The sequence below is a fragment of the Microbacterium sp. NPDC058342 genome (genome assembly GCF_042723935.1).
Taxonomy (GTDB): Bacteria; Actinomycetota; Actinomycetes; order Actinomycetales; family Microbacteriaceae; genus Microbacterium.
In genome coordinates this window covers 249,681-266,292 of the sequence record NZ_JBHXID010000002.1, presented here as the reverse complement: position 1 = coordinate 266,292, position 16,612 = coordinate 249,681, and the positions used below count along the sequence as shown (strand labels likewise).

At 71.5% G+C, this 16,612-nt stretch carries 19 protein-coding genes; 4 read left to right on the top strand and 15 right to left on the bottom strand.

Annotated elements, in window-relative coordinates; all coding sequences use genetic code 11:
- Positions 1-24: 24 nt before the first annotated feature.
- The gene (locus tag ACFWHT_RS11195; protein WP_378828448.1) at positions 25-1,080 is read right to left on the bottom strand and encodes an enoyl-CoA hydratase/isomerase family protein; all 1,056 of its coding nucleotides are present in this window, start codon (positions 1,078-1,080) and stop codon (positions 25-27) included.
- A gap of 121 nt (positions 1,081-1,201) precedes the next feature.
- Here ACFWHT_RS11195 and ACFWHT_RS11190 point away from each other — a divergent pair, with 121 nt between their 5' ends.
- On the top strand, positions 1,202-3,226 hold the full coding sequence (locus ACFWHT_RS11190; RefSeq protein WP_378828446.1) for an ATP-binding cassette domain-containing protein: 2,025 nt from the start codon (positions 1,202-1,204) through the stop codon (positions 3,224-3,226).
- Between the two features lie 24 nt (positions 3,227-3,250).
- On the opposite strand, the gene ACFWHT_RS11185 is transcribed toward ACFWHT_RS11190, so the two are convergent.
- The 11 genes from ACFWHT_RS11185 to hemE all read right to left on the bottom strand — a co-directional run bounded on the left by ACFWHT_RS11185 (position 3,251) and on the right by hemE (position 12,827).
- Positions 3,251-3,700: a hypothetical protein gene (locus tag ACFWHT_RS11185; RefSeq protein WP_378828444.1), complete on the bottom strand. Its 450-nt coding sequence runs from the start codon at positions 3,698-3,700 to the stop codon at positions 3,251-3,253.
- Between the two features lie 95 nt (positions 3,701-3,795).
- The gene (locus ACFWHT_RS11180; protein ID WP_378828442.1) at positions 3,796-5,127 is read right to left on the bottom strand and encodes a glutamate-1-semialdehyde 2,1-aminomutase; all 1,332 of its coding nucleotides are present in this window, start codon (positions 5,125-5,127) and stop codon (positions 3,796-3,798) included.
- 64 nt (positions 5,128-5,191) lie between these two features.
- Complete coding sequence (gene hemB, locus ACFWHT_RS11175) at positions 5,192-6,175, bottom strand: porphobilinogen synthase (RefSeq protein ID WP_378828440.1); 984 nt, start codon at positions 6,173-6,175, stop codon at positions 5,192-5,194.
- Positions 6,172-6,969: a uroporphyrinogen-III synthase gene (locus ACFWHT_RS11170; protein ID WP_378828438.1), complete on the bottom strand. Its 798-nt coding sequence runs from the start codon at positions 6,967-6,969 to the stop codon at positions 6,172-6,174. Before ACFWHT_RS11170 ends, hemB begins: the two co-directional genes overlap by 4 nt.
- Before the next feature lie 5 nt (positions 6,970-6,974).
- Positions 6,975-7,967 (bottom strand): hydroxymethylbilane synthase, encoded by a 993-nt coding sequence (hemC, locus tag ACFWHT_RS11165; RefSeq protein ID WP_378828435.1) that lies wholly within the window; start codon positions 7,965-7,967, stop codon positions 6,975-6,977.
- Positions 7,964-8,656 carry a hydrogen peroxide-dependent heme synthase gene (hemQ, locus tag ACFWHT_RS11160; RefSeq protein WP_378828433.1) on the bottom strand — a complete coding sequence of 231 codons (693 nt, stop codon included), beginning with the start codon at positions 8,654-8,656 and terminating at the stop codon, positions 7,964-7,966. The genes hemC and hemQ overlap by 4 nt, the downstream gene beginning before the upstream one ends.
- Before the next feature lie 47 nt (positions 8,657-8,703).
- The gene (locus ACFWHT_RS11155; protein ID WP_378828431.1) at positions 8,704-9,015 is read right to left on the bottom strand and encodes a hypothetical protein; all 312 of its coding nucleotides are present in this window, start codon (positions 9,013-9,015) and stop codon (positions 8,704-8,706) included.
- The gene (locus ACFWHT_RS11150) at positions 9,002-9,406 is read right to left on the bottom strand and encodes a phage holin family protein (protein WP_378828429.1); all 405 of its coding nucleotides are present in this window, start codon (positions 9,404-9,406) and stop codon (positions 9,002-9,004) included. Before ACFWHT_RS11150 ends, ACFWHT_RS11155 begins: the two co-directional genes overlap by 14 nt.
- Before the next feature lies 1 nt (position 9,407).
- Complete coding sequence (locus ACFWHT_RS11145; RefSeq protein WP_378828427.1) at positions 9,408-9,860, bottom strand: hypothetical protein; 453 nt, start codon at positions 9,858-9,860, stop codon at positions 9,408-9,410.
- Positions 9,861-10,006: 146 nt separating this feature from the next.
- The gene (locus ACFWHT_RS11140; protein WP_378828425.1) at positions 10,007-11,575 is read right to left on the bottom strand and encodes a protoporphyrinogen/coproporphyrinogen oxidase; all 1,569 of its coding nucleotides are present in this window, start codon (positions 11,573-11,575) and stop codon (positions 10,007-10,009) included.
- A 238-nt stretch (positions 11,576-11,813) separates the two neighbouring features.
- On the bottom strand, positions 11,814-12,827 hold the full coding sequence (gene hemE, locus ACFWHT_RS11135) for a uroporphyrinogen decarboxylase (RefSeq protein ID WP_378828423.1): 1,014 nt from the start codon (positions 12,825-12,827) through the stop codon (positions 11,814-11,816).
- An 88-nt stretch (positions 12,828-12,915) separates the two neighbouring features.
- Between hemE and ACFWHT_RS11130 the strand changes: the two genes are divergently transcribed.
- Positions 12,916-14,196 carry a glutamyl-tRNA reductase gene (locus ACFWHT_RS11130; RefSeq protein ID WP_378828421.1) on the top strand — a complete coding sequence of 427 codons (1,281 nt, stop codon included), beginning with the start codon at positions 12,916-12,918 and terminating at the stop codon, positions 14,194-14,196.
- Between the two features lie 180 nt (positions 14,197-14,376).
- Positions 14,377-14,796 carry an NAD(+)--rifampin ADP-ribosyltransferase gene (gene arr, locus ACFWHT_RS11125; RefSeq protein WP_378828419.1) on the top strand — a complete coding sequence of 140 codons (420 nt, stop codon included), beginning with the start codon at positions 14,377-14,379 and terminating at the stop codon, positions 14,794-14,796.
- Positions 14,797-14,846: 50 nt separating this feature from the next.
- On the opposite strand, the gene ACFWHT_RS11120 is transcribed toward arr, so the two are convergent.
- Entirely contained in the window at positions 14,847-14,996 is a 150-nt protein-coding gene (locus tag ACFWHT_RS11120; RefSeq protein WP_378829477.1) for an Imm1 family immunity protein, read from the bottom strand.
- A 6-nt stretch (positions 14,997-15,002) separates the two neighbouring features.
- Complete coding sequence (locus ACFWHT_RS11115; RefSeq protein ID WP_378828418.1) at positions 15,003-15,266, bottom strand: hypothetical protein; 264 nt, start codon at positions 15,264-15,266, stop codon at positions 15,003-15,005.
- Positions 15,267-15,357: 91 nt separating this feature from the next.
- Here ACFWHT_RS11115 and ACFWHT_RS11110 point away from each other — a divergent pair, with 91 nt between their 5' ends.
- A complete protein-coding gene (locus ACFWHT_RS11110; RefSeq protein WP_378828417.1) occupies positions 15,358-15,930 on the top strand; it encodes an HhH-GPD-type base excision DNA repair protein in 573 nt (190 codons plus the stop codon).
- 4 nt (positions 15,931-15,934) lie between these two features.
- Here the strand turns inward: ACFWHT_RS11110 and ACFWHT_RS11105 are convergent, their stop codons facing one another.
- Entirely contained in the window at positions 15,935-16,591 is a 657-nt protein-coding gene (locus ACFWHT_RS11105; RefSeq protein WP_378828416.1) for a hypothetical protein, read from the bottom strand.
- Positions 16,592-16,612 lie beyond the last annotated feature (21 nt).

Genomic DNA, 16,612 nt, shown 5'->3' with positions numbered 1-16,612 from the left:
CGCGAGCCGCCCGGCGGGACCGGGTCAGAACAGCGGCTCGTCCGGCGTGAAGGCGCGGACGGGGGCGCCGGCGTCCTCGGGAAGCCCGGCGATCGTGGCGGGCTTCCACTTCGGCCGGCGGTCCTTGTCGATCAGCTGCGCCCGGATGCCCTCGACCATGTCCGGATGGGTGCCGAACCACATCACGCGGCGGTACTCGCCCTCGAGCGCCTCGCGCACGCTGCCCATCGCGCGCGCCTCGCGCACGGCGTCGAGCGTCACCGCCAGCCCCGTGGGCGCCAGTTCCTCGAGCACGGCGAGTGTCGCCGCGGCATCCGGGGCGTCGGATGCCCGGAGCCGGTCGGCGATCTCGCCGATCGTCTCGGCGGAGAAGACCTCGTCGATCCAGGCACGTGCCTGGATCAGCGGCGACGGGTCGGGCGTCTCGTCGAACAGCAGCACCATCTCGTTCGGGGTGCCGGGATCGGCACGGTAGGCGAGCGCCTCGCGCAGCGCGTCCAGGCGCTCGGCGGGGACGAAATGGTCGGCGAAGCCGAGGTGCACGGCGTCCGCGCCGGTCATGCTCTGTCCGGTGAGCCCGAAGTACTCGCCCATCCGGCCGGGAGCCCGACCGAGGAGCCACGTGCCGCCGACATCCGGGGTGAAGCCGATGCGCGTCTCGGGCATGGCCAGCCGGGAGCGCTCGGTGACGATCCGCACCGCCGCGTGGCCGGCCAGACCGATCCCGCCGCCCATCGTGATGCCGTCGGCGAACGCGACGATCGGCTTGGGGTACTCGGCGATCAGCGCGTTCATGGCGTACTCCTCCCGGAAGAACGACGCCATCTGCTCGCGGTGACCCTCGATGAGCTGCTCGTAGAGTGCGCGCACGTCTCCGCCGGCGCAGAGCCCGCGCTCGCCTTCCCCGTCGATGAGCACGGTCTCGATGTCGGGGTCGTCGACCCACGCGGTGAGCGCCGCCGTGATCAGGCGGATCATGTCCAGATCGAGCGCGTTGATCGCACGGGGGCGGTTCAGGGTGATCCGCCCGAGCGAGTTCTCGGTGCGGACGAGGACGGTGGCGGCTTCGGCATCGGTCACGCTCGTCAGGCTACCCCCTCGCCGCGAGCCGTCCGAGTTGGCGGTTTACGGCAGGTGAAACGGCGAAACCAGCGGATTTCCGCAAAGATGGGAGGTACTGCCCAGGGAGGAGGGGCCCCGCATGCCCGAAGGACAGGTGCTCGAGTTCGACCGCGTCACGAAGCGCTTCGGCGCCGTGACCGCCGTCGCCGACCTCTCCGTGCGTGTCGAGCCCGGTGTCGTCACAGGTTTCCTGGGCCCCAACGGGGCCGGCAAGACCACGACGCTGCGCATCCTGCTCGGCCAGATCCGCCCCACATCGGGCAGCGCCACCGTCGGAGGTGTGAGCTACTCCGAGTTGCGCAACCCGCTGCGCACCGTCGGCGCCGTGCTCGAAGAGGCCGCGTACCGTCCGCGTCGCACGGCGGCCCGACAGCTGCTGATCGCCGCCAAGGCGAACGGCATCCCCGCCGCACGCGTGGACGAGGTGCTGCGACTGGTGGGCCTGCAGGAGGACGCCGACACCCGTCTGGGCAGCTATTCGCTCGGTATGCGACAGCGTCTCGCCGTGGCATCCGCTCTTCTCGGAGACCCGGGGGTGCTCGTCCTGGACGAGCCCGCGAACGGCCTGGACCCCGAGGGCATCCGGTGGATGCGCCTGCTCATGCGCCGCCTCGCCGACGAGGGCCGCACGGTGCTCGTCTCCTCGCACGTGCTCAGTGAGATCGAGCAGGTCGCCGACAACGTCGTGGTGCTGTCCAAGGGGCGCTCGGTCTATTCCGGTGGGATCGACGAGCTCGCGGATCCGAGCGGCGGAGCGGTCATCGTGGATGCCGAGAATCGCGCACCGCTGATCACGGCGCTGTCATCGGCGAAGCTGACCTTCGACGTGCTGCGCTCCGGCGTGACCGTGCGCGGCTCGGACGCTGCCACGGTCGGCGCGGTGACCGCCGCCGCGGGCATCCCGCTGACGGTGCTGCAGCAGCGCGGGCCGAGCCTGGAGGACGTCTTCCTCGACCTCGTGTACGGCCGCCGCGCCGACAGCCCGCGACTCGACAAGGTCGCCAATCCCGTCGCCCATGCCCCGCTCTCCGCCGAGGACGCGGCCGAGGACAGTGCTCTGCTCGCGGGCGGCGTGGCGGCTTCGGGCGCCGCGGCCGCCGTCGCCGACGGGGGGATGGTCGCTGCTGCGGGAGTCGGCTACGGCACCACCCCGGCCGACGCCGCCCCGGATGCCGAGGGCGATGACGCGACCGTCGCGACCGTCGCCGCTGCGCCCGCCGCGGAGCCGTCGGGCGACACAGACCTTCCCGCGGGGGCGGAGGCGCCGTCGGACGACGAGCGCCACGACGCGGATGAGGCGTCGCCGGCAGGCGAGGCGGAAGGCGCCGGAACGGCCGCGGACGACGTCGCGCTGGAGCACCCCGACGAGCCGAGCGACGCCGACGCCGAGCGGCCCACCGAAGCCGAGACCGACCAGACGGACGAGAGCGACGAACACGCCGATGCCGGCTCCGAGCCGACCACCGCGACAGCGGCGATCAGGAGCCTCTGGGCACCCCGTGCCGAGGAGCCCGCGGCGACGGAGGAGAGCCCTGCGAGCGAGTCCACCGAAGGCGAGACGCACGAGACGCGGCCGAGCGCTGCGGCGTCGTCCGAGGGCGAGAGCCCGGCAGACGCCGAGCACGACGCCGGGAACGACGCCGAGCAGGTGCCTGCCGAGGGCGTCCTCCCGCTCGCGACCCAGGCGGTCTCGATCCCGTCGATGTCGGAGTCGTCGACCTTCACCGAGCTGATCACCGGCATCCCGTCCAACGCATCCGAGGATCAGGCCGCGCCGGCCACCGAGGCGATCTCGGTGTTCAACCCGCTGGTGTCGAGTGACGACGATGACGACTCCACGGTCGACGACGCCGAGGATGACCCGCGCCTGTCCGCGATGCGCACGTCGCTTTCGAGCGCGGCCAGCCGCTTCTTCGAAGGCCCCGCGCCCGATTATCCGTACGGCCCGGTGTCCGCGGCTCCCGCCGCCGCGGCCAGCACGGACGAGCCCGGGCAGAGCGACGAGCAGGGCGCCGACCGGCCGGCCGACGACAGCGAGGCGAACCCGGACACCGAGGCGACGCAGACCGGCGACGACGACAGCGGCGAGCAGTTGCGGGACTGACGCGGGGCCGCCGCTCGTGCGGGCTCAGGCCGGTCGGGGTCTGATCACCGGTCGCTGACGCGGCCTGTTCACCGGGACGGGCGCGGTGGAGGCGATGTCGACGACATCGGCGGGCTCGTCGCTGACCTTCAGGCGCAGCGCCTGCGTCAGTGCGAGGCCGTGGCGGGTCGTGAGGATCAGCCGCTGGTACTGCTCATCGCCCTCCAGGTCGATCACGACACTGGGACGGCGTTTGCGGATCAGCACGAAGTCGGTCGTCCCCGCCGCCTTCCACGTTCCGCCGGCGAGAATCCCCGGAATGTACGTGCCGGGCCCCGGCACTCCGCGCAGCCACGTCCACGCGTCGTCGGTGAGCTGCACGCGCGTGATGTGCTCGCGGGCGATGTGCAGGTTCTCGCGGTGGAAGGTCGACGCGCGCTCGATCGGGGACAGGACGATCTCGAGCCTCGTCTGATCCAGCAGGAGCGTCACCATGGCTCCAGTCTGCCAGCGCGGTGCCGCAAGATGCCTGCGACTTGCTCACAAGCGGGCAACGATCCGTTGTGCGGATCGACAGGTGCGGCGGTCCGTCAGGCGGTCGCGGATGCCGCTGCGACGGCCGCTGCAGGCAGCGCCGCCTCGACGGCGGCGAGCTCCTCCTCGCCGTGCGCGGCGGTGAGGAACCACGCCTCGAACACGCTCGGCGGCAAGGCGACGCCCTGCTCGCGCATGGCGTGGAAGAACGGCGCATAGCGGAACGACTCCTGAGCCTGTGCCTGCGCGTAGTCCTTCGGCGCCCGGGCACGGAAGGCGACGCCGAACAGGTTCCCGGCGCGCGGCACGGCGTGCTCGACGCCGGCATCGGTCAGCGCCGACTGCAGCGCGTCGGCGAGGCGGGACGCCGAAGCGTCCACGGTCGCGTACGCCTCGGGCGTCGCGAGTCGCAGCGTCGCGAGACCGGCGGCGACCGAGAGCGGGTTCCCCGACAGCGTGCCCGCCTGGTACACCGGGCCGACGGGCGCCAGCAGGTCCATGATCTCGGCGCGTCCGCCGAGAGCGGCGAGCGGCATCCCCCCGCCGACGACCTTGCCGAAGGTGATGATGTCGGGCAGGTAGCTCTCACCCTCCTGCTGCTGCAGACCCCAGAAGCCGGCGGGGTGCACGCGGAAGCCGGTGAGCACCTCGTCCAGGATCATCAGTGCGCCGTGCGCGTGCGCGGTGTCGGCGATGAGGGTGTTGAAGCCGGGAAGGGGCGCGACGACGCCCATGTTCGCCGACGCCGCCTCGACGATCACCGCGGCGATCCGGTCGCCGTGCTCGGCGAAGACGGCGGCCAGGGCATCCAGGTCGTTGTAGTCGATCACCAGCGTCTGGGCCGCGATCGGCGCCGGCACACCCGCGGATCCGGGCAGCGCGAGCGTCGCGACGCCGGAGCCTGCGGCCGCGAGCAGCCCGTCGGAGTGACCGTGGTAGTGGCCGGCGAACTTCACGAGCAGGTCGCGCCCGGTGGCGCCGCGGGCCAGACGGATGGCGGTCATCGTGGCCTCGGTGCCGGTGGAGACCAGCCGCACGTGCTCGACCGGGCGCGCGTCGCCGACGCGGACGCGGTCAGCGATCAGCCGGGCAAGCTCCACCTCGCCCTCGGTGGGCGCGCCGAACGACAGACCGCGCGTCGCGGCGTCCTGAACCGCCGCCACGACCTCGGGATGCGCGTGACCGAGCAGCGCCGGTCCCCAGGAGGCCACGAGATCGACGTACTCGCGCCCGGCGGCATCCGTCACCCGGGCGCCCTTCGCAGATGCCAGGAAGCGCGGCGTCCCGCCGACCGATCCGTACGCGCGCACCGGCGAGTTCACACCGCCCGGGATCACCGCACGGGCAGCATCGAACAGGGTGTCATTGCGATCGGTCATGCACTCCACCCTACGGACGTCGGCTATGCGCGCGTCCCAGGCTCCGACGCGATGCGGCGCGGGTCCGGGCCGCTCAGAGACTCCTCAGCCACCGGGCCGCTTCGCCGGCCCAGTAGGTGAGCACCGCATCCGCACCGGCCCGGCGGATCGACATCAGCGATTCCAGGATCGCCGCACGGCGGTCGATCCAGCCGTTCGCCGACGCGGCCTCGATCATCGCGTACTCACCCGACACCTGGTACGCCCACACCGGCACGTCCACCGTGTCGCGCACCTCGCGCAGCACGTCGAGGAAGGACATCGCCGGCTTCACCATCACGATGTCGGCGCCCTCGTCGACGTCGAAGAGCGCTTCGCGCACGCCCTCGCGGCGGTTGCCGGGATCCATCTGATACGTGCGTCGATCACCCTTCAGCTGGGAGTCGACCGCTTCGCGGAAAGGCCCGTAGAACGCGCTCGCGTACTTGGCCGAGTAGGCCAGCAGGAGGGCGTCGTCGAAGCCCTCCGCGTCGAGCACCTCGCGGATGGCGGCCACCTGACCGTCCATCATGCCGCTGAGCCCCAGCAGCCGCGAGCCGGAACGAGCCTGTGCGAGTGCCATCGAGCGGTAGCGCTCGAGGGTGGCGTCGTTGTCGACGGCGCCGGATGCCGTGAGCACCCCGCAGTGCCCGTGATCGGTGAACTCGTCCAGACACAGGTCGGTCTGCACCACCAGCGCATCGCCGACCTCGGCGGCGACGGCCGAGGTCGCGACGTTCAGGATGCCATCGGGGTCGTCGGCACCCGAGCCCTCGGCATCGCGCACCTCGGGGATGCCGAACAGCATCACCCCACCGATGCCGGCCTCAGCGGCGTCCACGGCGGCGGCGCGCAGCGAGTCCAGCGAGTGCTGGACGACGCCGGGCATCGAGGCGATCGGGGACGGCTCGGAGAGGCCCTCTCGCACGAACATCGGCAGCACGAGCTGCCGGGCCTCGAGAGAGGTCTCGCGGACCAGGCTGCGCACAGCCGGCGACTGACGCAGGCGGCGCAGGCGGGTCGCGGGAAAACGGCTCACGGCGCGAACTCGTCCGACGCGTGCGGAAGGGTGAAGTGCGACACCGTCTCGATCAGCGCATCCACGGTCTGGCGGTCGGCGACGGCCGAAATGGGAAGACCCGCCTTGCGGGCATCCTTCGCCGTGCGCGGACCGATGGCGGCGAGCAGAGTGGAATCGGGGATCTCGGGGAACTGCTCGCGCACCTGAGCGGCGACCGACCCGCTGGTGATGAGGATCGCGTTGATGCGTCCGTTCTCGACGTCGCGGCGGATCCGGTCGGTCACGGGAACGCCCACCGTGCGGTAGGCGACGACACTGTCGACGTCATGACCCGCATCGTCGAGCATGACCGACAGCACGGGCTTGGCGATCTCACTGCGCAGCGAGAGGATGCGACGCGGTTCGGGCTCGAGCGCGATCATCTGCTCGGCCATCCCGGCGGCGGAGTTGTCGAGTTCCGGCACGAGTGCCACGTCGTAGCCGACAGCCTGAAGAGCCGCGGCCGTGGTCTCGCCGACGGCGGCGATGCGGGTGCGCTTGGGCACCCCGACACGGTGTGCGAACAGGACGTCGACCGTCGTCGCGCTGGTGACGGTGAGCCAGTCGTAGTGGCCGTCCTGCAGGCGCTGGAGCGCCGCGTCGAGCGCATCCTGATCGGTGGTGGGAGCGAAGTTGATCAGCGGTGCCACCACGGGCACTGCCCCCTGAGCGCGCAGGCTCGCCGCGACGCTGTCGCCCCAGGGGCCGCCTCGGGGCACCAGGACTCGCCAGCCGTCGAGCGGCTTTGCCGTTTTCGTTTCGGAAGCAGTCATCAAGATCACTCTCGCGGGAGAAGTTCGGCCGCTCCCTGTTCGAGCAGCCGATGGGCCGCAGACATGCCGATATCACGGATCGCGCGCATCGGGTCTGCACCATCGGCAGCATTCGCTCCGTTGCCACTGCCGTTCCGACGAATATACCCCCGGTTCAGCGGCTCCGTGACGTCGAGGCCGATCCGACGGTCGCCGTCGGGCTGGTAGACCACCGCGCGAATGCGGATGCTGTCGCCCTCGACCTCGGCGTGCGCCGCCATCGGCGCCTGGCATCCGGCCTCGAGTCCCGCGAGTATCGCGCGCTCCACCGTCACGGCGATGCGCGTGTCCTCGTCGTCGAGCTCGGCGAGAGCCGCGAGCAGCTCGGCCGGCGCGTCCGCGAGGGTCTCCACGGCCAGCGATCCCTGACCGGGCGCGGTCGGCCATTCGGCCAGGCCCAGCGCCTCCCGCTGCAGGGTCGACTCCGAGCCCAGTCGCGAGAGCCCGGCCGCGGCGAGGATCACGGCGTCCAGCTCGGCGGACGCGACGCGCTGCAGCCGGGAGTCGACGTTCCCGCGGATGTCCACGACCTCGACGCGCGGCGCCCGCCGTCGCACCTGCGCGATGCGCCGCGGAGCGCCCGTGCCGACCCGGGCGCCGCGTCCCAGCTCGTGCAGAGGAGTGCCGTCGCGGGTGATCACGACGTCCCGCGCGTCCTCGCGCACGGGGGTGGCGGCGATGACCAGCTCGGGGGGCACGGCGGTGGGCAAGTCCTTCAGGGAGTGCACGAGGATGTCGCACTCGCCCGCGATCAGCGCTTCGCGCAGCCTGTTGGCGAAGACCCCGGTCCCGCCGATCTCGGAGAGGGAGGCCCGATTCGTGTCACCCTCCGAGACGATCGGCACGAGCTCGACGGACCGGCCGGCGACCTTCGCGAGTGCATCGGCGACATGACCCGACTGCGCCTGTGCGAGCGCGCTACGCCGGGTCCCGAGGCGGATGGGCGAGACGGCGGTCACTGCAGCACGTCGGCGATCTCGTCGAAGCGCAGGCGGCGCCCCGTGTAGAAGGGCACCTCCTCCTTCACGAACCGTCGCGCGTCGGTGTAGCGCAGATCGCGCATCAGATCGACGAGCTCGGTCGGATCGTCGGCCTCGAGCGGCAGCAGCCATTCGTAGTCGCCGAGCGCGAAGGCCGCGACCGTGTTGGCGATGACACCCGTGAACGCGGCGCCCTTGCGGCCGTGATCGGCCAGCATCTTCCGGCGCTCGCCCTCCTCGATCAGGTACCACTCCGGCGTGCGCACGAAGGGGTACAGGCACAGCCAGCCCTTCGGCTCGACGCCGCGCAGGAACCCGGGCACGTGCGCGCGGTTGAACTCGGCATCGCGATGCACACCCATGACGTTCCACACCGGCAGCAGCGAACGCAGCATGTCGGTGCGGCGCAGCCGGCGCAGGGCTCGCTGCAGCTCCTCTGCGGTGTCGCCGTGCAGCCACACCATCAGGTCGGCGTCGGCCTTCAGCCCGCTGACGTCGTAGAACCCGCGCACGGCGACGCCGGAATCCTCGATGTAGCCCGCGATCGTCTCGAGCTCCGTGCCGTCGGTCTCGACGACGGGGGCGTCGGGGTTGCGCCGCCACACGGCCCAGAGAGTGAATCCGGACGGCGAGGATGCGGACGAGTGGTCTTCACGAGCTTCCGACATGCTTCCAGTCTGCCCCTTCTGCGAGAACAGGGCGAAACGGGCCGGGTTCAGCGCGAGACCGCCCGCGCGATCACCCAGACCAGTCCGCCGACCGTCGCGGCGACCCCGGCCACCGCCGCGGCGGCGCCGACCGGGTTGCGGCGCGCGAATGCCCGCACCCGCACGATGCCGCGCTGCGACGCCTGCTCGAGGCGCCGAGGCAGGTTGCCCTTGATCTCGATCGCGGCGAGCGCCGCCTTGAGCTCGGCGCGTGCGGACAGCACCGGGTCGACGATGCCGTCCGGAACGGCCGTGCGCGGCACGAGAACGGGCACCCCGTCGCGTTCGACGGGCGCGCCGCCGGATTCAGAGAGCGTCATGACCGGCCTCCTTCACGAGTCGTACATCCGTGGCGATCGCCTGGCCCGGATTCTTGCGTCGGACCACCTTGCGGAAGCGCAGCACGCCCAGCAGCGCGAAGATCGCTGTCGCCACGATCAGAAAGCCGAACACCGCCAGCGCGGCGACCCAGGCCGGCCACCACGAGGACAGCCCGATGATCGCGAACGCCAGCAGGACGGGGATGGCCCAGAACAGCAGGAAGAGGACGACGACGAACCACAGACTGCCGATCCCGGCATCCTTCGCGGTGCGCGACACCCACGCCTTCGCCGCGTCGATCTCGGCGGTGACGAGGTTGCGCACCAGCTCGGGCAGGTCGCCCAGCAGGGTCAGCAGACTGTCGTCGGCCCGGTCGCGGTATCCGCGCATGTCACTCCGCCTCTGAGGTCTTCTTCTTCGCGGCGGGCTTCGCGGTGCTCTTCGAGGTGGTGTCCTTCGCGCCGGTGCTCTCCCCGTCGCGCTCGGATCCCCACTTCGCGTCGGTCTCGCGCTTGGCGTCGGCCGCCGCATCCTGAGCCGCGTCGGCCACGTCGTCCGCGGCCTCCTTGGCCGCGTCGACGCCGGAGTGCAGGCGCTGCTCGGGCGTTCCGCTGCTGGAGACCGCCTTGACGACCTTCACCGCACCGGTCCAGAGGGCACCGGGCACGGCTGCCGCCTGCGCCTTGGCGAAGTCCTGAACGCGGCTCACCTGGCGCTGCACCGGGTCGCGGTTCCAGACCTTGAGCCACTGCGTCTTGATCTGCTCGTAGCGCTCGCGTCCTGCGCGCGTGCCGAGCACGTAGCCCACGCCGAGCCCGACGACGAGTCCGATCTTCCCCTTCATGGGAGCCTCCTGACGTTTGTTGCGGCGTTTCCCCGAGGAGCGATCATGCGGCCCCCGAGCGATGGGTTTCCAGGGTAGCCGCATATTCCCGTTTCGGCATCAACCCTTGCGCGCAGCCGTCAGACGGCGTAAAGGGGCATCAGCGCTCAGGCCCAGAGCAGCGCACTGCGCAGGCGGTCGGCTTCGCCGGCGGCATCCGGCACCACCTGCGCGAGTCCCGTCCCCGCCAGCCAGGCGCCGACCACGGCCAGCCGCGGAACCGCGCGGACGGCTTGGCGTACGGCGGAGCGCCGCTCGCCCGCGCCGAGCAACGAGGCGGGCTGCGACTGCGTGAAGCGGGCACGATGCGAACCGAGCAGTCGGCCTTCGTCCAGGCGGACCCCGAGCAGGGCCGATGCCTCCGACAGGGCGAGACGCGCGGCGCCGTCGTCATCCAGCGACGCCGTCGCGGCCGGCTCCCCCTGCGCGCCGAACGAGACGCGCACCACGTGACGGGAGTCGGCCGCGCGGCGAAGCCAGCCCCACTTCGCCGTGGAATGAGTCAGCGCCTTGGCCGTGTGGCTGCCGGGAACCGTGAGCACGCCGCTGCCGCGCGGGGCCGCATCGAGCTCGGGTGCGTCGAGCAGGAGGGTGACGATCTCGATCTCGGGGGCGTCGCCCGCTTCGCCCAGGTCGGCGACGTGCCCGCGCATCAGCTCTCGCGCGACCGGCTCGGAGGTGGCGATCACGACGCCGGTCGCGCGGAGCGGCTCAGCGGGATCGGCGGCCTCGCGGGTCACGGCGGCGTCCCCGGTCACGGCGGCGTCGGTCACGACCTCGTCGGTCGTGGCGGCCTGGTCGGTCGTGGCGGCCTCGTCGGTCGTGGCGGCCTCGTCGTCGGGGTCGTTCGCCTCGGTGCTGACCCTCCATGCGGCGTCCTCGCGGTCCAGACGCGTCGCCCGCGTGCAGGTGCGCACCTGCACGTCGTACTTCTCGAGGTCGGCGCGCAGGGCATCCACCAGGCGCCCCATGCCCCCATCCAGACCGAGCACGGCCGAGCCGGGCGCCTTGCCCTTCCGCTCGGCGGCGAGCGCGGCGACCGCGCCGCTGAGCGAGCCGACGCGGGTGAGCGCGGCGCTCAGGCCGGGGGCTGCGACCTCGACATCCACGTCCTCGGGCATCGCCGAGTAGACACCAGCGGTGACCGGGGCGACCAGACGATCGCGCACCCTCGCGCCCATCCGTGCGGTGACGAGCCTGCCGAGGCTGCGCTCGTGGCCGATCGTCAGCGGTGGGCGCAGCCGATCCACATAGGCGCGCCAGGCACCGCGCCAGCCGATGATCGCCCGCACGTCGTCCTGGAACGGGTTGGCGGGGATCCCGAGCAGGCCGCCGGCGGGCAGGGGTGCGTCGGGGGCATCCGGGATGCCGCTGAGCCAGGCGCCGCCTCCCTCGGGAGTCACGATGGCATCCGTCAGCCCGAGCTCGTCGACGAGGGCGCGCACGTGACCGCCGCGGGTGGCGAAGCTCTCGGCTCCGGCATCGACGACGGTCCCGTCGATCTCCGCGGATCGGATGCTGCCGCCCAGGGACTCGGCGGCTTCGAGCAGCGTCACCCGCATCCCGACCTTCGCGCACTCCCGGGCTGCGACCAGCCCCCCGATCCCGCCGCCGATCACGACGACGTGCTGCTCAGCGGCGCGGGCGGCGAGGTCCGCCGGATGCTCGGTGGTCATGCCCCCGATTCTCCCATCCGCGACTTATGACGTCGCCGGACGATCACCGCCGCGCCAGGTCCAGGTCGCGATTCGTCTCGGTATGCGAGGCCGCCGCCCCTCCAGGTCGCAGCTGGTCCCGCTCTTCGCCTGTCTTTCCGGGACGAAGTGCGACCTGGCGGGCACGAGCACGCGCGAAACGGGACGAAGTGCGACCTGAACCGCGAGAGCACGCGTGCGGTCCTCCGAACGCGGATGCCTAGAGCTCGCCGTGGGCCAGGCGCACGATCCGGGTGAGCTGATCCGGATCGGTCTCGGGCGGGACGCCGTGACCGAGGTTGAGGATGTGGACCTTCGCGCCTCGTCCCCGCTCGATCACATCGCGCACGTGCGCCTCGAGCACCGCCCAGGGCGCCTGCAGCAGGGCCGGGTCGATGTTGCCCTGCACGGCGACATCCGGGCCGACGACCCGGATCGCCTCGTCGAGCGGCATCCGCCAGTCGACGCCGACCGCGTCGGCGACGCCGTCGAGCCTCATGTCCGCCAGGAAGGGGCCGGTCCCGACGCCGAAGTGGATGCTCGGCAGCCCGATGCCCTCCAGCGCCGCCCGCGAATGCGGCGCGATGTGCGCGCGGTAGTCGGCGGGACTGAGCGATCCGGCCCACGAGTCGAACAGCTGCACGACCGACGCCCCGGCATCGCGCTGGATCTCCAGGAAGCGGCGCGAGATGCGCGACAGCCAGCCGGCCAGGCGGTCCCACGACTCGGGGTCGGCGTGCATCATGGCGCGGGCGCGCAGGTGCTCCTTGGACGGTCCGCCCTCGATCAGGTAGGCGGCGAGGGTGAAGGGCGCCCCGGCGAAGCCGATCAGCGGGGTGGCGCCGAGTTCGGCCGTGGTGATCCGGACGGCGTCGGCGATGGCCGTGCCGTCGAGGTCGGCGGGGTCGATCGCCGTGATGCGATCGACGTCGGCGGCGGTGCGCACGGGATCCGCGAACACCGGTCCGCGGCCGGGCTCGATCTCCACCTCCACGCCGGCCAGGCGCAACGGGATCACGATGTCGCTGAAGAACACCGCGGCGTCGACGCCGTGACGGCGCACGGGCTGCAGGGTGATCTCGGCCGCGAGGTCAGGGGTGAGGCAGGCATCGAGCATCCGCGTGCCCACGCGCAGCTCCCGATACTCGGGCAGGGACCGGCCTGCCTGACGCATGAACCAGACGGGGGTGCGCTCGGGCTTCTCGCCCGCGAGCGCGCGCAGCAGATCACTCATGCCCCGATCCTGTCACCGCCGGCTATGCGGATGCTCGGTTAGGCACCCCTCAGATGCCGATCACGGATACGAGGCGTACCCTGGAGGGGTGCTGCTCTGCGTCACGGCGAGTCACAAGACCGCCTCCTTCGACCTGCTCGAACGCCTCAGCCGCCACCCCGATACCGTCGCCCCGACCCTCGTCGAAGCCGGTGCGCAGGGAGCCGTCGTGCTCGCCACCTGCAACCGCTTCGAGGCCTACGTCGAGACCGAGGAGCTCGGTACGGAGGCGGTGGTGGATGCGCTCGCGCAGGCCACCGGCATCCCCTCGGACGACCTCGACGGGTCGTACCGCATCATCGACGACCGTCGCGTGGCCGAGCATCTGTTCGCCGTGGCGTCCGGCCTGGAGTCCGTCGTGTCGGGTGAGGGCGAGATCGCGGGCCAGGTGCGCCGCGCACTGACCGGCGCGCGCGAGCAGGGCACCACCTCCCCTGCGCTCGAACGCCTGTTCCAGCGGGCGAGCCAAGCACAGCGCAAGGTCAAGAACGTCACGGCGCTGCAGCGGGCCGGCCGCTCGCTCGTGCGGCTCTCGCTGGAACTCGCCGACAGCCGCATCGCCGACTGGTCCGCCGAGCGGGTGCTCCTCGTGGGCACCGGCGCGTACGCCGCCGTCACCCTCGCGACCCTGCGCGAGCGCGGTGCCGTGGACATCTCGGTGTACTCGCCTTCGGGCCGCGCCGAGCTGTTCGCCAAGAAGCACGGCATCCGTCCCGTTCCGGCCGCCGAGTACGCCGCGGTCGCACGCCGCTCCTCCCTGCTGATCACCTGCACCACGGCCGTCGAGCCGGTGCTGGGACCCGCGCAGCTGCAGCACGCACCGGTGGCCGCCGGGGCGACGGAAGCCCGCTGCCCCGTCGCGCACGGCGGCTCACAGCTCGTCATCGACCTGGGGATGCCCCGCAACGTCGACCCCGCCATCGCTCAGCTCGAGGGCGTCGCGCTGCTGGATCTGGAGACGATCCGTCTGCACGCGCCACTCGAAGAGCTGCAGGCGACGGATGCCGCGCGCACTGTCGTGCGCGAAGCGGCCGAGGACTTTCACGTCGCCACCTCGCGCGAGAGCGTGACGCCGGCGGTGGTGGCTCTGCGCACCCACATCTTCGGGCTCCTCGAGGCGGAGATCGAACGCGCCCGTCGTCGTGGTGACGAGCACGGCCTCGTCGAGCAGGCCATGCGGCACCTGGCCGGCGTGCTGCTGCACACGCCGACCACACGCGCGCACCAGCTGGCCGCAGAGGGGCGCAGCGCGGAGTTCCTCACCGCCCTCGAGACGCTGTACGGGCTTGCCCCGGATGCCGGTGACGCGACGGCAGCCGAGATCGCCTGATCCACAGCATCCGCCGACCTGGCACCCGTGCACTTCCGAACCGTCCGCGCGCGGACCGGACCCGCGCACCTCCCGCGGACATGTACGCCTCACGCGGACGACTTCCCGGGTTCTCTCCGCAGGAGGTGCGCTTCTCCGCGGGAGGTGCGCTTCGCGCGGGCCGTAGGCGAGACTGGATGCATGATCGACGCACTTGATGACGGTCCGTTCTTTCACGGCACGACGGCGGCGCTGCCTCCCGGCTCGCTGCTCTCGCCCGGGTTCCCGTCGAACTATCGGCCGGAGATCCTGATGAATCACATCTATTTCACGGCGCTGCGCGACGGCGCGGGACTTGCGGCTGAGCTGGCCGCGGAACTGGCATCCGGCCCCGCGTCGCCGCACGTGTACCGGGTGGAGCCGACCGGCGAGTTCGAGAACGACCCCAACGTCACCGACAAGAGGTTCCCCGGTAACCCCACCCGTTCCTACCGCAGCAGCTCCCCCCTGCGCATCGTCGCCGAGGTCGACGATTGGACCAGGCTGACCCCCGAGGCGCTGCAGACCTGGCGCGAACAGCTGGCGAAGATCCGCGAGGACCGCGGCGAGATCATCAACTGACCCGTGGAAGACGCCCGAACGGCTGGCTGATGTTCGTCCTCGACAAGCGCTCAGTCGAACGGATCGCTGAGCTCTGAGCCTCGGATCCAGGTGATCGAGGGCTCACGCGTGAGCGGGTCCTCGTGGAACGCGCGAATCGCTTTCGCCGCCCTGTCGAGCGGGACGAGAGACCCCTTCGGAACGTAGCTCTCGTCGCCGATGTCGATTCAGTCATCGAGGTCGCCCGCATCGCCGACGCTGAACCAGGCATCCTGATCCTGACCGTCGTTGACGTCGTAGCGCACGGCCGCAGAGGGTCCCTGACGCTGAACAAGCAGGAACCGGTCCTTCCCGTCCGCCTCGTACCGGAGGCCGACCTCCGCGATGGCGTCGACCGCGGGATCCAGCCATGCGGCGATGAGCGCTGCGGCGCCGGGGCTCACCCCGTTGCCGTCTGCCGACAGGGCTGTCACCGTCATCCGACCCGTCATCGCATCTCTCCTCGTCCTCGGCAGATCAGTCCGACTCTACCGACGCCGAGAATCCGTCGTGTCTCCTCCGGCACGGTGCGAGACTGGTCGCATGGCCCTTCACATCACCGGAGACACCGCCGCCGACGACCTGCTCACGAACAATCCGCTGGCCCTGTTGGTCGGGATGCTGCTGGACCAGCAGGTGCCGATGGAAACGGCGTTCGCAGGACCGCTGAAGATCGAGCAGCGCACCGGCGCCGCGGATGCCGCCACGATCGCGGGCATGGAACCGGCCGCGTTCCTCGAAGCGTTCAAGCAGACCCCGGCCGTGCACCGCTTTCCCGGATCGATGGCCACCCGCGTGCAGACGCTGTGCCGGACGATCGTCGACGAGTGGGGCGGCGACGCGTCGGCCCTCTGGAGCGACGGCGACCCCGATGGACCCGAGGTGCTCAGACGCCTGAAGAAGCTCCCCGGGTTCGGCGAGCAGAAGGCGAAGATCTTCCTGGCGCTGCTGGGCAAGCAGTACGGGTTCACTGGCACGGGCTGGCGCGAGGCATCGGCCCCCTACGGAGAAGAAGGCGCGTACCGCAGCGTCGCCGACATCGTCTCGCCCGAATCGCTCAGCAAGGTCCGGGAGCACAAGAAGGCGATGAAGGCCGCGGCCAAGGCCGGCGTCTGAGCGCTCACGCCCCTGAGCTGTAGACCGTCGTCGACCCCGGTGCGGCACGTGCCGCGAGGATCATCGCGATCACGCCGAGGAATCCGACGGCGACCGCCTCGAGCAGCACGCCGAGGCCGTCCAGCGTCACCAGCATCTCCTGATCGAGGCCGTGCTGGCCGAACAGGAATCCCGAGCGCAGGACGTGCACTCCGGCGACCACGAGCAGGGCCCACAGGGGCGCCCACCGCCAGGGCCGCGGTACGACCGCGACCCGACCGACCCGTGTGACGCCGATCAGCGCCAGGATCAGCGCGACCACCTCGGAGGTGACGCTCACCATCGCCGAGAAGAGAATGTCATCGGAAGCGTCAGGCGGCACCGTCGGCAGGAGCGTGAGAAGCAGCGCCGGGACCAGCAGCAGCCAGACCGCCAGGCCCACGATCGCGGTGGTGCCCAGGCGCTCCCGAGCGACGACGCTGCCCGCGCGCCCGAGTCCGAACGCGAAGACCACGGCGCCGGCCGCGAAGAGCAGGTCGGGCGGGGAGACGACGCCGAAGACGAACGGCAGGTTGCGCAGGGCCAGCATCAGCAGGGCGGACGCCGCCAGCAGCGCCCCACCGAGCATCCAGGTGCGTCGACGCTCCCGCGCCGCCGCTGCGGTCGCATCCACGTCGATCACGCGACCACCCTATCGCCACGG

Bases quoted from the DNA above. Each gene is read 5' to 3' on its own strand.
- ACFWHT_RS11185 (WP_378828444.1), bottom strand. From the start codon at position 3,700: ATGGTGACGCTCCTGCTGGATCAGACGAGGCTCGAGATCGTCCTGTCC.
- hemE (WP_378828423.1), bottom strand. From the start codon at position 12,827: ATGAGTGATCTGCTGCGCGCGCTCGCGGGCGAGAAGCCCGAGCGCACC.
- ACFWHT_RS11115 (WP_378828418.1), bottom strand. From the start codon at position 15,266: ATGACGGGTCGGATGACGGTGACAGCCCTGTCGGCAGACGGCAACGGG.
- ACFWHT_RS11140 (WP_378828425.1), bottom strand. From the start codon at position 11,575: ATGACCACCGAGCATCCGGCGGACCTCGCCGCCCGCGCCGCTGAGCAG.
- hemQ (WP_378828433.1), bottom strand. From the start codon at position 8,656: ATGTCGGAAGCTCGTGAAGACCACTCGTCCGCATCCTCGCCGTCCGGA.
- ACFWHT_RS11145 (WP_378828427.1), bottom strand. From the start codon at position 9,860: ATGAAGGGGAAGATCGGACTCGTCGTCGGGCTCGGCGTGGGCTACGTG.
- ACFWHT_RS11150 (WP_378828429.1), bottom strand. From the start codon at position 9,406: ATGCGCGGATACCGCGACCGGGCCGACGACAGTCTGCTGACCCTGCTG.
- ACFWHT_RS11155 (WP_378828431.1), bottom strand. From the start codon at position 9,015: ATGACGCTCTCTGAATCCGGCGGCGCGCCCGTCGAACGCGACGGGGTG.
- ACFWHT_RS11190 (WP_378828446.1), top strand. From the start codon at position 1,202: ATGCCCGAAGGACAGGTGCTCGAGTTCGACCGCGTCACGAAGCGCTTC.
- ACFWHT_RS11170 (WP_378828438.1), bottom strand. From the start codon at position 6,969: ATGACTGCTTCCGAAACGAAAACGGCAAAGCCGCTCGACGGCTGGCGA.
- ACFWHT_RS11110 (WP_378828417.1), top strand. From the start codon at position 15,358: ATGGCCCTTCACATCACCGGAGACACCGCCGCCGACGACCTGCTCACG.
- arr (WP_378828419.1), top strand. From the start codon at position 14,377: ATGATCGACGCACTTGATGACGGTCCGTTCTTTCACGGCACGACGGCG.